This is a genomic window from Pedobacter ginsenosidimutans (assembly GCF_001442625.1).
GTDB lineage: Bacteria > Bacteroidota > Bacteroidia > Sphingobacteriales > Sphingobacteriaceae > Pedobacter > Pedobacter ginsenosidimutans.
On the sequence record NZ_LMZQ01000003.1, the window covers coordinates 289191 to 302310 of the forward strand.

Sequence of the window (13120 nt, forward strand, 5' to 3'; positions counted from 1 at the left end):
ACAACAATATTAGCTATTAAGAAACGTACAAGCATGGGTTTATTCGACATATTTAAAAAGAAAAACATTGTAGAAGAAAATGAACAGATAGCAGAAAATGATCCATTGGAGAATTTCCCGGAACTGCTTACCACCAAGCTTTTATTCCTTGATAAACCCAACTTCGATAGCAATCAGATATTAACCGAGGTAAAAAAACATTTTGAAAATGTTGAGCATTCTTTCTCAGAAAACAGTTTCATTTTTTCATTCTCCGATCACCCCATTCAATTTGCTGATGCAACAATTCCGGCACAGTGTACTATAATGATACCTGATCAGGGCAAATCTGAGGTAGAACTTCCAGATGCCGCTTTTCAACAAAACTGGCATTGGGCTGAAGCCAATCAAACTGCAAAAAACTGCACTTACGAAATATTGATAACTGATTTAATGTCGAGAACATTACCCTATAAAGAACGCTTAAATGTATTTATGGATTTCTTAGTTGCAGTGATCAAGGTAACTCAACCAAATGCCATTTATTCAGCTCCAGGACAAAAAATTTTAAACCCTACCGATATCATTAACATTTGGGATACCGATAAAATACAAACATTATATGTACTTTGTAATGTACGGTTATACAATGCGGGCACCGATACAGGCCACAAAGAATTGCTGATGGATACCGTAGGTCTTCACACCATTGGATTACCAGATTTTCAAATTCGATTCTCTGCAGCAGATGAAAATGAAGTCGCAAATTTATTATGGACATATGCTTACTATGCCTATGAATTTGGCGATATTATAGTTGACGGAAACACACTTGAAGGATTAAAAACTGGCTCAAAATGGAAATGTGAGAAACAATTTTCACTTGTGGGGCCCGAAAGAATTGTGGTAAATGTAACGTCAGATTAAGAATCACAAAAATTTACTAATCATAAAAAAACACGCTTATGAAAAAAGCATTACTAACACTCTTCGCTGTCTTTTCTATTTTTTTCCTAGCATCTGCACAAAATAAAAACGACGAATTATATTTTGCAATCACAAAAAATAATACAGAAAAGACCGCCGCTCTTTTGAAAAATGGAGCCAAGGCCAGTTATATTAAATCAGTTGGGGCATGGATGAAAGTGAGTATGCTGATATCTGCAGTAAATAATAAAAACATCGATATCGTAAAGCTTTTACTCGAATATAAATTAGATGTAAACTGGAAGGATGGCTTTAATACCACAGCCTTGATGTATGCTGCAGCAAAAGGGAATCAAGACATGGTAGATTTATTACTAAATAACGGAGCCGACATTAATGCAAATGATGGCACTGGCAACACAGTGCTTACTGCAGCAAAAGAAAGTAAGAATAGCGACCTTATTAAATATATTGAGGATAAACTTAAAGAGAAAATTAAATAGGTCATCAACATTTATACCTCCTTACCCTATATGCTTACCCAAACCTTAAAAACACTTTTTAACCGTGATTTAAACAGGCTAAAATCCGAAATCGGGTCGTATAAAAACGAAGCGAACTTATGGATTATAGATAAAAGCATTGCAAACTCAGCTGGGAACCTTTGCCTGCATTTAATCGGAAACCTCAATACTTATATTGGTGCAACTTTAGGCGGCAGCAATTACATCCGCAACCGCGAATTGGAGTTTTCGTTAAAAGATGTTCCAAAACAGGAGCTCATCAACATAATTGAAGCAACTATAATAGTGGTTAACGAAACGCTGGATAAAATAACCGAAAAACAGCTCAATAGCGAATACCCAACATTGGTATTTCAGGAGAAAACATCGACCGAATTCTTCCTGGTTCACCTTACCACACATTTAGCCTATCACTTAGGGCAGATCAATTACCACCGAAGATTATTGGATGACGAACTGTAGCCAGATGCTGTGCGACCAGCGAAAAGAAATCTATGCTAGATCGTCATTGCGAACAGAAGCATAGGACTGTGCGCAAGAGTGAAGCAATCTTTTTATAAAATACATTAATGAAAATAACCAAAGCCGTCATATACCTAACCGTCCTATTATTGATTATTTCTACTTTAGCAACATTAAAACTAGAGGCTGCATCTGACGGTTTTGATCAATATGGTTTACTTTTTACGATAGTTTTTCTGGAAAGTGCGATGATTGCTATCGGAATTTTGGTTTTAAACCGTTCAATCTGTTTTTGGATTTTTCATCCGCCTTTATTTGTGCCTATATAATGGTTAGGCTTAAAAGTATATTTAGTGAAAAACAGCATTAAAATAGTATTTAAATTACCCATGATACAACAAATCTTTGCCCAAAATGCAACCAAAATATTAGAAAGTGATGAATCTGTTATCGGTTTAGCCGTAGGTGGCTCCTGGCTCAGCAACGAAATCGACGAATTTTCAGACCTTGATCTCATTTTGGTTACCAAAGAAAAACGATCAACAGATAAATCGAAAATGCTGCAATATGCCAGCCTTCTTGGTAATTTAATTTCAGCCTTTACAGGAGAGCATGTTGGCGAACCGCGGGTATTGATCTGCCTTTACGATAAGCCATTGCTACATGTTGACATTAAGTTTTTAACCCTTGATGAATTTGCTTCAAGAGTAGAAAATCCTATACTATTAATCGACAGAGACAATCAATTACAGCAAATCCTCGATCAAACTGAAGCTAAATTTCCCTACCCAGATTATCAATGGATTGAAGACCGCTTTTGGACCTGGATGCATTATGCCCTCTTAAAAATCGGCAGAGGTGAGTATCTGGAAGCCTTAGATTTTTTCGGCTTTTTAAGGATGGTAGTGTTTGGTCCGCTTTTGCACATCAAAAACAAAAACCTACCACGGGGTGTGCGTAAAGTAGAATCGCAGCTCCCTGCCGAAGATTTTAACTTACTTAAAGGTACCATTGCCGAATACAATAAGACATCTTTGATTACTGCGTTAGAAAATGCGATAGCGCTTTATAAAAACCTGAGAATTGATCTGTATACTGAAAACATCAAGCAGAACAAAAAGGCAGAAGATGCTGTAATGCAGTATTTAGCCAAAATAAAAGACAGCCGCTCAGAATGATAAACTAGAAATATTAATACTCTCCGTGTCTTCAGTGTTTCCGTGGCAATTTTAAATTGCCCCCAAAACAAAAAAGGAGGCTTAAGCCTCCTCTTATATCTTAAAACTGAACCCCGATCAGCCACATATTTTCGATGTAGTTAATCTTCTGACTGGCCTTGTCGTATTCATCCCAGCCAGTGGTATGCACATTGGTTAAATTGGTAGCGCCGAACTTAGTGGTATTTTGTAAGTAAACATTTTTCCACACATAAAACTTAAGTCCAATTTTTGCAGAAACACCATAACCCGAAATACTGAAGTGGTTGTTTCTGCCCTGTCCGAACAAACGTACATCTGAACGTGGCACCATTAATCCTCCACCCAAGCCGGTTTCTAGGGTTAAGGAAGTATTGCCGCCCGGAGCCACCCAAATATCATCATAACGCTCAATTTCGATATTTGCATAATTAAAACCATCAGTATGCTCGTAAGTTAACATGCTCTCTTTAACATTAATGCTTTGTCCGTTATAATCGCCTGCCAAATTACCTGTAGGTGTATTGGTTGGAGAAATATTTGGCCCGATGTGACCAGTGATCGCCACTGTTTGTGGGATGTCCATTACGTATTTCATATGATCCCAACCGATTGAGATACTGTAGTTATCTTTGATAAAATAACCTGCACGGATATTGTATTGCGGTACGGTGATAAGTCCGGGATTTAAATAATCCCAGCTCAATTTCGACTGTCTATCGTGTGCTACTACATCTTTTAAAGTAAAATCGTAGTTCGGGCCTTGAAACCTGATATCACTCTTCCCATACCACGAGCTGTTGTATCCCCAGTGAAAAAAGAAATCGCCTTTACGCGAAAAATTCCTTTTATGCTCAGGATTAAATAAACTTTTTGAGGTTGGGGTATGATCAGTTGAAGACTTCTGAATCTCTTGAGCCTGCATCCGCTTGCCAAACAAGAGTGCTAAAAATAGGATGGTAAATCTTTTCACGCGGCAAATTGAGCAAAAAGACCAATCATTTACAACAGGTTTAACATTTTGTAAGAGTTGTTGTACAAAAAATGACTTTAAAACATTAAAACCTTGTGTAAACAGCCAACTGAATAATGTTATTAACCGTATTGTTCGAAACACCATGGGTAGCCTGATTCATATAACCAGCTTCCAGATCAAACTGTTTCGAAAAACGGTAACCTGCAGCGAGATATAATCTGTTCTGATCGAAAACACTATTGTTAATTTTATCCTTATTCTGAATATTCAAAAATACCTCGTTCTGCAAAGCCACAAATGGCCCTTTTGTAAACGTGGGCTGAACTTTTTGTAACGGTTGAATCAGCCTGAAGAAATAGCGGAAACGCTGTGAAAATACATCTTCACCCGTACGACCGATGAAACGTTGTTCTACCCTAAGCCTATGACTGGCAAAAACTGACTTTATTTTGTGACTATAAATGTATTGCTCAAATATTCGGTGTTCGTGTGCAAATGAATTACCAGCAACCAGCGATTGTGACTGCGTTGTCTGCCATAAATATCCTAAGGCTACATTGTGCTTATTGTTAATAAAATATTGTAAGGCCGGGCGCACCAATGTATTCCTCAAATAACCCCAATCATCAGCCGAACGCAGTTGAACATCGAACTGTAAACCCCATTTATCATTAAATTTGGTGTTATTTAGAAACATAAACCAACCCGAATTTTGATGTTGGGTTTGCGCATAAAGCTTTCCAGAAGCCATGATGATGAGCACCACGGCAGACAATACTATTTTTTTCATAAGAAGAGATAAACCGGTTTTATCTGTGTGGCGCTAAATTAATAGAAAATGGACAAAGCAAATAATTTAACTTTAAATTAATCCTCAAAAAAAGATGTTATACACTTATCTTTAAGTTTTATTCATTGAAAATCATATGCGTTTTCTTTTGGGAATTTTGTTACTCATGATTTTGACCGGAGCAAAGGCTCAGAACTTTACGGGTACCTGGAATTTTAAGTATCGTCCTTATCCCACGGCTTTACCAATTAATGTGCAATTGAATATTGGCAAAGCAACTGAAAAGATGCTTTATCCAGCCAACTTAAAAATTACAAATGGTGATTTTATATTTAGTTATGAGCTCTTGCTTGTTCAAAAAAATAGTACACAACTGGGCATTGGTCGAAATAAATACCCGATAATAGAAACCCCTTTCAAAATTAAACAGTGGATGCCCTACCTAAATGGCGTACTTACGCTGGGTAAATCCAAAACCGGACAAGCACAATTGAGTTTGCAACGGATGTGGATCGATAACTTTGGGCTTTTTATGCGCGGTTTAGATGAGGGCGATGAAATTTACGAAAGCTCAAAAGTAAATATGAGGGATCTATTATATCGCGAAAAGATTACCTTAATAAAAACAAATTCAACGCCATGGACAGATCCTCATATTCCCCGGATAGTGGTTCCTACCGGGAAAAATAATATTTATTATGGCATTTACGATCCAATTACCACAAAAGATAGCGTTGTTACCCTGGCCATACAGGATGAAGAGCTTATAGATGCAGATACCATAACACTGATTCAAAATGGCAGGATGATTTTAAACAAACATGCCATTGATGAGAAAAAATTTAGCCATAAGCTACATTTAGATACAGGAATGAATACGCTTGCACTTTTTGCAGATAATTATGGTCGCAAGCCACCTAATACTGGAAATTTGATTGTTAAAACTAGCGAAAACATGTATAGTTTTGATTTTTCAAACCGCTCAAACGCTTTTGCAACTTTTCTAGTGGCTAAGTTTTACAGGGCATATTCAAAACCTACCTTATCAGCTAATCAATCCATAGGCAATAAACCTGTAGAAATACAAAAGAAAAAAATTGCTCCGGAAAAAACCATAGACAGAAACACCGATGTTATTGCAAATATGCAAGTTGAAAACAAGCGGATAGAACTTGAAATTTGGGACGGCCAGGTAGAAGATGGAGATAGTGTATCTTTAAAACTTAATGACGAATGGATCCATCAAAAAATTGCAGTTAAAAAAACATCCAAGCGGTTTTATCTAACATTGCAACCAGGCAAAAACACTTTATTGTTTCGAGCAGATAATTTAGGAAGTGTCCCACCAAATACAGCTGTGCTCTGCATTTATTATGGCGATAAAACACGGATAGTTTACCTGGATACAGATATGAAAAGAGATAATATTCTAAATATAGAATTTAGATCTAAACCGAATTAAACAAATGTAAAAGCTTATTATTTAAAATTCATTTAACGTTAAACAATTAAAAATTTATCTTCGTTAAAGATTTGGGCATTACGGTATTTCCAATACCTTAAAAATTGCGCTTATTTTAACATTACAAAACGTAAATAGAACAAAAATGATTATCGAACCTAGAATGAGGGGCTTTATCTGTTTAACCGCACACCCTGATGGTTGCGCTCAAAACGTAAAGAATCAAATTGAATATGTAAAATCTAAAGGAGCCATAGATGGTCCTAAAAAAGTATTGGTAATTGGGGCATCAACTGGTTTCGGTTTAGCTTCGCGTATTGCTGCTGCTTATGGGTCTGACGCTTCTACAATTGGCGTATTTTTCGAAAAAGCACCTTCTGAAGGCAAAACTGCATCACCAGGCTGGTACAATAGTGCAGCTTTTGAAAAAGAAGCCCATGCTGCTGGTTTATATGCAAAAAGCATTAATGGCGACGCATTCTCTAAAGAAATTAAAGAAAAAACGATTGAATTGATCAAAGCTGATCTTGGCCAGGTTGATTTAGTAATTTATAGCTTAGCATCACCAGTTAGGAAACATCCTGATACGGAAGTGCTTCACCGCTCTACCTTAAAACCTATCGGTGGAACTTACACCAATAAAACTGTCGATTTCCACACCGGTAATGTGACAGAGATTTCTATAGAACCTGCTACCGAAGAAGATATTGCCAATACCGTTGCGGTAATGGGTGGCGAAGATTGGGCAATGTGGATTGATGCCTTAAAAGCAGAGAATCTACTTGCTGAAGGTGCAACTACAGTAGCTTATTCGTACATCGGTCCAGCTTTAACCGAGCCGGTATACCGCAAAGGAACCATTGGCAGAGCCAAAGATGATTTAGAAGCAACTGCTTTTAAAATCAGTGATAAATTGAAAGATATTGATGGCAAAGCTTATGTATCGGTTAATAAAGCATTGGTAACACAGGCAAGTTCTGCTATCCCGGTAATCCCTTTATATATTTCATTGTTGTACAAAGTAATGAAAGCAGAAGGTATCCATGAGGGTACAATTGAGCAGATCCAACGTTTATATGCAGATCGTTTATATACCGGCAGCCCTGTTCCTGTTGATGAGAAAGGAAGAATCAGAATAGACGATTGGGAAATGCGTGAAGATATCCAGGCTAAAGTTGCAGAACTTTGGAAAGAAGCAACAACCGAAACTTTACCGGCAATAGGTGATTTACCAGGCTACAGATCTGATTTCTTAAGCTTATTCGGTTTCGAAATTGATAACGTTGATTATCAAAAAGACGCCCAGGAAGTGGTAGAAATTGAAGGTTTAGTAGATTAATAAGAGCGTCATTTCGACTGAAGTGCAACGCAATGGAGAAATCTATTACCTTGCCTAAATAATACTATTACAATAAAACGGCTGGCCCTATAGCCAGCCGTTTTTATACCCAACCTATATGAATTTCGATTTACAGCCTACATTAGCTAACGATTTAATTACCTTAGTTCCTTTAAAAGAAGAAAATTTTGAAGCCCTTTTTGCAGTAGCTTCCGATCCTTTGATTTGGGAGCAGCACCCCAACAAAGACCGTTATAAAAGAGCGGTTTTCGAAAATTTCTTTAAAGGGGCTATAGAATCGAAGGGTGCTTTTATCGTTTATGAAAAAGAAAGCAACAAAATTGTGGGCAGTTCCAGATACTACGAATTAAATGAAACAGACCATTCAGTTGCCGTTGGCTATACTTTTATTGCCCGCGAGTTTTGGGGCAAGGGGCATAATAAAGCTTTAAAAACTTTAATGTTTGATTATGCTTTTCAATTTGTAGATAAAGTAATTTTACATATCGGTGCTACTAATTTCCGTTCACAAAAAGCGGTAGAAAAATTAGGCGCCCTTAAAATCGCTGAATTAGAGGTAGCCTATTACGGTGAGCCCCTAAAATGGAATTTCGTTTATCAGATCGATAAAGATAAATGGGTAAATAAAGCATCTTAAAGTTTTAAGCACTCATATCACCAATCGTCCTCGTTTGTCACAAAGTGATTCCTTTGGAATAACGAGGATGACTGAGATCCGCATTTGTAATGCATTAAACTATCCAATAGCGATAAATTCGCCTTTTCCTTCCATCCTCATTGCAAACGAGGACGATGAAAGGATAAACCATTCTGTGCCCTCCGTGGCAAATATTTTTATACTACACAAACCCAAATGACAAGAGCATAACCGAATAAAATCGTGTTTATGCTTTAGTATTGTTATCTTTGTATAATTCTCCATTCCACTCACCTTTCAAAACAAAACAATTAAATAAAATATGGCTAAATCTCAGGCAACATACAGTAAAAAAGAGAACGAAAAAAAACGATTAAAAAAACAAAAAGACAAACAAGAGAAAAAAGAAGAGCGTCAGGCTAATGCAAAAAAAGGTTTAGCGCTTGAAGATATGATGGCTTATGTTGATGAAAACGGAAACATCTCTTCTACTCCACCAGATCCGAAGAAAAAGAAAGTAATTAATACAGAAGATATTCAGATCGGTATTTCAAGACAAGAGGACATCATCGATGAAAATCCTGTTAAAAAAGGAACAGTTACTTTCTTTAACGACAGTAAAGGTTACGGTTTTATTAAAAACACTGAAACACAAGACAGTATTTTTGTTCACGCAAACGGTTTAATCACCCAGATTAAAGAAGGTGATAAAGTTACGTTCGAAGTAGAAATGGGTCAAAAAGGACCAACTGCTGTTAAAGTATCAAAGGTTTAACAACCACAATTCAATTCTTTTTGCAATTCCTAATTGCAAAACATGATTAAAATTCTGCAGAAAACTCTGCTGCGCTAGGTTTTATAACCATTTATAATTCCGTCTATTTAAGCATAAAACCTTGCGCATAATTTTACTCTCTTTCTATTTATTTTAGAAAATCAGGTTTCAGTGTGCATGGCCCAATCCGGTCCCGCCACCGCTATTTTCCTCATTTTGCTGCGCTTTCATTCCGGGCTATCCGCTTTATCGGGTTTAGGTGGCTAAAACAATAGCTTTTATGAACGGATGAAATACCTGAATGAATATTTGTACGATAAGAAGAACAATATTTTTCAGGTTAAAACTTATTCCTGTAGCAATTGCTAAGGTTTGATAGATCTTTTCTTGATAGCAGCATAATCCTTTGTTAATAAACCCGATAGCAGCGGCAGCCCCCGATTTTTCTTCGGGGCTAAAGTGTATAGCGGGACAGGTTTTGCCTTGAAATACTGACGCTCATTTCCAAAAAAATAAAAAAAATGATAATCTCGGTGTGGAATTTGTGCATGGCTTACATCATTACAGTACACACAAAGAAAATAAATTATGAAAAAGTTAATAGCACTTGCACTGGTTGCATTTTTAGGATTATCATCAGCGATGGCTCAACAAGTAGATTTACGTAGAAAAATTAACGTTAGCGGAACCGCAGAAACAGAAGTAACACCAGATATTATTTATATCGGTATTTCACTTAAAGAATACTTAAACGGAAAGAAAAAAGTAGACATTACCGAGTTAGAGAAACAATTATTTGCGGCGGTACAAAAAGCGGGCATTGCAAAAGAAAATTTAACCATCAGCAATTTAAGCAGCTGGAATTATGCTACAGAAAAAAAGAAAAATCCCGATTTCTTAGCCAGTAAACAATATCGTTTAAAAGTTAGCGATCTGAATAAGTTTAATGCAATATTAGAGTCGATAGATTCCAAAGGAATTGCCAATACGAATATTGAAAGCTACGATTATTCTAAAATTGAAACCATAAAAAAAGAGCTTAAAATTAAAGCTTTATTGGCAGCAAAAGAGAAAGCAGCTTATATGGTTGAGGCTTTAGGCGATAAATTAGGTGGTGTAATTGAGATACAAGATGGTGGAGACAATGTAATACAACCTGTTTACAGAAATTATGCAATGAAAGCTGAAATGGCTGATGCCGCTGGCGCTCCCGAAATCGATTTCAAAAAAATTAAGCTGAATTTCACAGTAAATGCCATTTTCGAGATCAAATAAGATTTTTAACGGTTAAATCAATGCTTTTTAAAACCTACCAGAACATTTTGGTAGGTTTTTTGTTACGTAGAGGTCGAACACTAAAAAATTAGATATTATGAAAAAATTCATCTACACGTTAGCCTTGGTTTTCTCTCTAGGCATTAGTTTTAATTCAGCTCAGGCAGCTGATAAACCTGCGAAAAACCCAACAGAATTAACTGCAGAACAAGCAGTGAAACTGGAAAGAATTAAAACCCGTGTTGAAGAGATCAGAGACATGGACAAATCTAACTTAACAAGAGCAGAACGTAAAGCTTTACGTAGCGAGTTAAGAGAATTAAAAGGCCAGGCCCGTGCAGTTTCTGGAGGTGTTTACCTTTCAGTTGGTGCAATCATTATCATCATTTTATTGTTGATCTTGATTTTGTAATCAATACCGCATTACATCTATCTATATAAAAAACAAAAAGCTTTGCAGCAATGCAAAGCTTTTTTTATGAGAAATATCGTCATTGCGAGAAGGAACGACGAAGCAATCTCACCCTTTATAAAATTCTTAATTTGATGCTTCATCATTGTTCTAGCGCATTAAGATTGCTTCGTACCTCGCAATGACGATTTATCTAAGACTAATCAATAATATCAAAACCAGTATATTTCACTAAAGCCTCCGGAATTTTAATTCCGTTTTCGGTCTGGTAGTTTTCTAAAATAGATGCCACAATACGCGGTAATGCCAATGCGCTTCCATTTAATGAGTGCGCCAGTTGTGCCTTCCCTTCTTTTCCTTTAAAGCGTAATTTTAAACGGTTACTCTGATAAGTTTCGAAATTTGATACAGAAGAAACTTCTAACCAACGCTCTTGTGCAGCACTCCACACCTCCATGTCATAAGTCATGGCAGAAGTAAAGCCCATATCACCACCGCATAAACGCAACACGCGGTAATGCAATCCCAGCTCCTTCAATAAAGACTGAACATATTGGCTCATATCTTCTAAGGTTTCGTAAGATTTATCAGGATGCGTAATCTGCACCACTTCAACCTTATCAAACTGGTGTAAGCGGTTTAAACCACGTACGTGTGCTCCATATGAGCCCGCTTCTCTACGGAAACAAGGCGTATAAGCGGTATTTTTAATTGGAAGATCTTCTTCTTTAACAATTACATCACGGTATAAATTGGTTACCGGAACTTCGGCTGTTGGGATTAAGTATAAATCATCAACAGTTGAATGATACATCTGTCCTTCTTTATCTGGTAACTGTCCGGTGCCAAAACCCGAGGCCGCATTAACCAAATGAGGTACCTGCATTTCTTTATAACCTGCTTCAGTAGCATGATCTAAAAAGAAATTAATCAGGGCACGTTGTAACTTTGCTCCTTTTCCTTTATAAACCGGAAAACCAGCGCCAGTAATTTTTACACCCAATTCGAAATCGATAATATCATATTTCGCAGCCAATTCCCAGTGCGGCAAAGCCTTATTTGGTAATTTAGCAGGCGCTCCATGCGTTAGAACAACTTCGTTTTCTTCCGCCGTAGATCCTTGCTTTACCAAATGATATGGCAAATTAGGCAATTGAACAATTAAATTATGTTGAGCGGCTTCCAACTCATTTAATTTATCACTCAGGTTTTTGATATTTTCTTTATGAGAAGCCGTTTGTGCTTTAATCGCCTCGGCTTCTTCTTTTTTACCAGTACGCATTAAATCGCCAATTTGTTTGGCAGCTGCATTCGCTTCAGCAGAAATATTATCCAGGGAAGTTTGTGTAGAACGGCGGTCCTCATCAATTTTAATGATTTCATCTACCAGTTCTGGCTGTTTAAAATTACGGACACTTAAACGTTCTAAAACTTTCTCTCTATTTTCGCGGATATAGTTAACTTGCAGCATTATTTAATTTTTTAAGCAAAGATAATAATTAAGTCGTCATTGCGAACGCAGTGCGGCAATCTCCCAACAAAAAGATTGCTTCATCGTTCCTCTCCGAGAAATCGGAGCCAGTTCTTGCAATGATGGACACAGAAAAATATGGATGGCAAACTATTTCTCGTACCAACGCCCATAGGCAATTTGGAGGATATGACCTTTAGGGCAATCCGGATATTAAAAGAATGCGATTTAATCCTCGCCGAAGATACCCGTACCAGTGCCCCAATGCTGAAACATTTTGGTATAGATAAAAGAGTTTTCTCGCACCATCAGCACAATGAACATAAGGCCACTTCCGAGATTATCAAGTTTTTAAACGAAGGACAAAAAATTGCCCTAATATCTGATGCCGGAACTCCGGCTATTTCCGATCCTGGTTTTTTCCTGGTACGCGAAGCCATTAAAAATGATATTGCAGTAGAATGTTTACCTGGTGCAACAGCTTTTGTGCCTGCTTTGGTTAACTCAGGCCTACCTGCAGATGCGTTCTGTTTTGAAGGTTTTTTGCCGGTTAAAAAAGGCAGGCAGACAAAATTTAAAAAGTTAGCTGAAGAAGACCGCACCATTATACTTTATGAAAGTCCGCATCGTTTATTAAAAACTTTAGAGGAGTTTGCGCAGTATTTGGGTGCCGATAGGCAGGCCTCGGTAAGTAGAGAGCTCACCAAGATGTTCGAAGAAACGGTTCGTGGAACTTTGGTAGAAATAAAATCACATTTTGAAAACAATACTTTAAAAGGAGAATTTGTAATTTGCATAGCGGGGAAACCCAACATTAAAAGCAAAAACAAATATGAAGATGCTGAAGATTAGCATCAGAAAATAAACAACATAC

Annotated in this window: 15 protein-coding genes; 12 read left to right on the forward strand and 3 right to left on the reverse strand. The window is 37.1% G+C overall.

Annotated features, from left to right (window positions below; translation table 11 throughout):
• The first annotated feature begins 33 nt into the window (after positions 1-33).
• From ASU31_RS05225 to ASU31_RS05245, 5 genes are all read left to right on the forward strand, one after another.
• The gene (locus tag ASU31_RS05225; protein ID WP_057931324.1) at positions 34-906 is read left to right on the forward strand and encodes a DUF4261 domain-containing protein; all 873 of its coding nucleotides are present in this window, start codon (positions 34-36) and stop codon (positions 904-906) included.
• 38 nt (positions 907-944) lie between these two features.
• On the forward strand, positions 945-1409 hold the full coding sequence (locus ASU31_RS05230) for an ankyrin repeat domain-containing protein (RefSeq protein ID WP_057931325.1): 465 nt from the start codon (positions 945-947) through the stop codon (positions 1407-1409).
• A gap of 30 nt (positions 1410-1439) precedes the next feature.
• Positions 1440-1892, forward strand: a complete 453-nt coding sequence (locus ASU31_RS05235; RefSeq protein ID WP_057931326.1) for a DUF1572 family protein — start codon at positions 1440-1442, stop codon at positions 1890-1892.
• Positions 1893-1999: 107 nt separating this feature from the next.
• A complete protein-coding gene (locus tag ASU31_RS05240) occupies positions 2000-2221 on the forward strand; it encodes a hypothetical protein (protein WP_057931327.1) in 222 nt (73 codons plus the stop codon).
• A 60-nt stretch (positions 2222-2281) separates the two neighbouring features.
• Positions 2282-3070, forward strand: a complete 789-nt coding sequence (locus tag ASU31_RS05245) for an aminoglycoside 6-adenylyltransferase (RefSeq protein WP_057931667.1) — start codon at positions 2282-2284, stop codon at positions 3068-3070.
• Positions 3071-3170: 100 nt separating this feature from the next.
• Here the strand turns inward: ASU31_RS05245 and ASU31_RS05250 are convergent, their stop codons facing one another.
• Both ASU31_RS05250 and ASU31_RS05255 read right to left on the reverse strand, forming a co-directional pair.
• Complete coding sequence (locus ASU31_RS05250) at positions 3171-4061, reverse strand: hypothetical protein (RefSeq protein ID WP_245224482.1); 891 nt, start codon at positions 4059-4061, stop codon at positions 3171-3173.
• An 85-nt stretch (positions 4062-4146) separates the two neighbouring features.
• Positions 4147-4854, reverse strand: coding sequence for a DUF2490 domain-containing protein (locus ASU31_RS05255; protein WP_057931329.1), 708 nt, complete (start codon positions 4852-4854; stop codon positions 4147-4149).
• A gap of 136 nt (positions 4855-4990) precedes the next feature.
• On the opposite strand from ASU31_RS05255, the gene ASU31_RS05260 reads away from it, so the two are divergent.
• From ASU31_RS05260 to ASU31_RS05285, 6 genes are all read left to right on the forward strand, one after another.
• Entirely contained in the window at positions 4991-6316 is a 1326-nt protein-coding gene (locus ASU31_RS05260; protein WP_167346158.1) for a hypothetical protein, read from the forward strand.
• A gap of 145 nt (positions 6317-6461) precedes the next feature.
• Entirely contained in the window at positions 6462-7655 is a 1194-nt protein-coding gene (gene fabV, locus ASU31_RS05265; RefSeq protein ID WP_057931331.1) for an enoyl-ACP reductase FabV, read from the forward strand.
• A 118-nt stretch (positions 7656-7773) separates the two neighbouring features.
• Positions 7774-8313, forward strand: coding sequence for a GNAT family N-acetyltransferase (locus ASU31_RS05270; protein ID WP_057931332.1), 540 nt, complete (start codon positions 7774-7776; stop codon positions 8311-8313).
• Positions 8314-8635: 322 nt separating this feature from the next.
• Positions 8636-9088 carry a cold-shock protein gene (locus ASU31_RS05275; RefSeq protein WP_029277369.1) on the forward strand — a complete coding sequence of 151 codons (453 nt, stop codon included), beginning with the start codon at positions 8636-8638 and terminating at the stop codon, positions 9086-9088.
• A gap of 588 nt (positions 9089-9676) precedes the next feature.
• Entirely contained in the window at positions 9677-10363 is a 687-nt protein-coding gene (locus ASU31_RS05280; protein ID WP_057931333.1) for an SIMPL domain-containing protein, read from the forward strand.
• A 97-nt stretch (positions 10364-10460) separates the two neighbouring features.
• Positions 10461-10775, forward strand: a complete 315-nt coding sequence (locus tag ASU31_RS05285; protein ID WP_029277363.1) for a seryl-tRNA synthetase — start codon at positions 10461-10463, stop codon at positions 10773-10775.
• 199 nt (positions 10776-10974) lie between these two features.
• Here ASU31_RS05285 and serS read toward each other — a convergent pair whose 3' ends face one another.
• Positions 10975-12246, reverse strand: a complete 1272-nt coding sequence (gene serS, locus ASU31_RS05290) for a serine--tRNA ligase (RefSeq protein WP_057931334.1) — start codon at positions 12244-12246, stop codon at positions 10975-10977.
• Between the two features lie 138 nt (positions 12247-12384).
• Here serS and rsmI point away from each other — a divergent pair, with 138 nt between their 5' ends.
• Positions 12385-13098, forward strand: a complete 714-nt coding sequence (rsmI, locus tag ASU31_RS05295) for a 16S rRNA (cytidine(1402)-2'-O)-methyltransferase (protein ID WP_057931335.1) — start codon at positions 12385-12387, stop codon at positions 13096-13098.
• Positions 13099-13120: the final 22 nt, after the last annotated feature.

Bases quoted from the DNA above. Each gene is read 5' to 3' on its own strand.
- ASU31_RS05275 (WP_029277369.1), top strand. From the start codon at position 8,636: ATGGCTAAATCTCAGGCAACATACAGTAAAAAAGAGAACGAAAAAAAA.
- ASU31_RS05260 (WP_167346158.1), top strand. From the start codon at position 4,991: ATGCGTTTTCTTTTGGGAATTTTGTTACTCATGATTTTGACCGGAGCA.
- ASU31_RS05235 (WP_057931326.1), top strand. From the start codon at position 1,440: ATGCTTACCCAAACCTTAAAAACACTTTTTAACCGTGATTTAAACAGG.
- serS (WP_057931334.1), bottom strand. From the start codon at position 12,246: ATGCTGCAAGTTAACTATATCCGCGAAAATAGAGAGAAAGTTTTAGAA.
- ASU31_RS05280 (WP_057931333.1), top strand. From the start codon at position 9,677: ATGAAAAAGTTAATAGCACTTGCACTGGTTGCATTTTTAGGATTATCA.
- ASU31_RS05230 (WP_057931325.1), top strand. From the start codon at position 945: ATGAAAAAAGCATTACTAACACTCTTCGCTGTCTTTTCTATTTTTTTC.
- ASU31_RS05285 (WP_029277363.1), top strand. From the start codon at position 10,461: ATGAAAAAATTCATCTACACGTTAGCCTTGGTTTTCTCTCTAGGCATT.
- ASU31_RS05245 (WP_057931667.1), top strand. From the start codon at position 2,282: ATGATACAACAAATCTTTGCCCAAAATGCAACCAAAATATTAGAAAGT.
- fabV (WP_057931331.1), top strand. From the start codon at position 6,462: ATGATTATCGAACCTAGAATGAGGGGCTTTATCTGTTTAACCGCACAC.
- ASU31_RS05240 (WP_057931327.1), top strand. From the start codon at position 2,000: ATGAAAATAACCAAAGCCGTCATATACCTAACCGTCCTATTATTGATT.
- ASU31_RS05225 (WP_057931324.1), top strand. From the start codon at position 34: ATGGGTTTATTCGACATATTTAAAAAGAAAAACATTGTAGAAGAAAAT.
- rsmI (WP_057931335.1), top strand. From the start codon at position 12,385: ATGGATGGCAAACTATTTCTCGTACCAACGCCCATAGGCAATTTGGAG.
- ASU31_RS05270 (WP_057931332.1), top strand. From the start codon at position 7,774: ATGAATTTCGATTTACAGCCTACATTAGCTAACGATTTAATTACCTTA.
- ASU31_RS05255 (WP_057931329.1), bottom strand. From the start codon at position 4,854: ATGAAAAAAATAGTATTGTCTGCCGTGGTGCTCATCATCATGGCTTCT.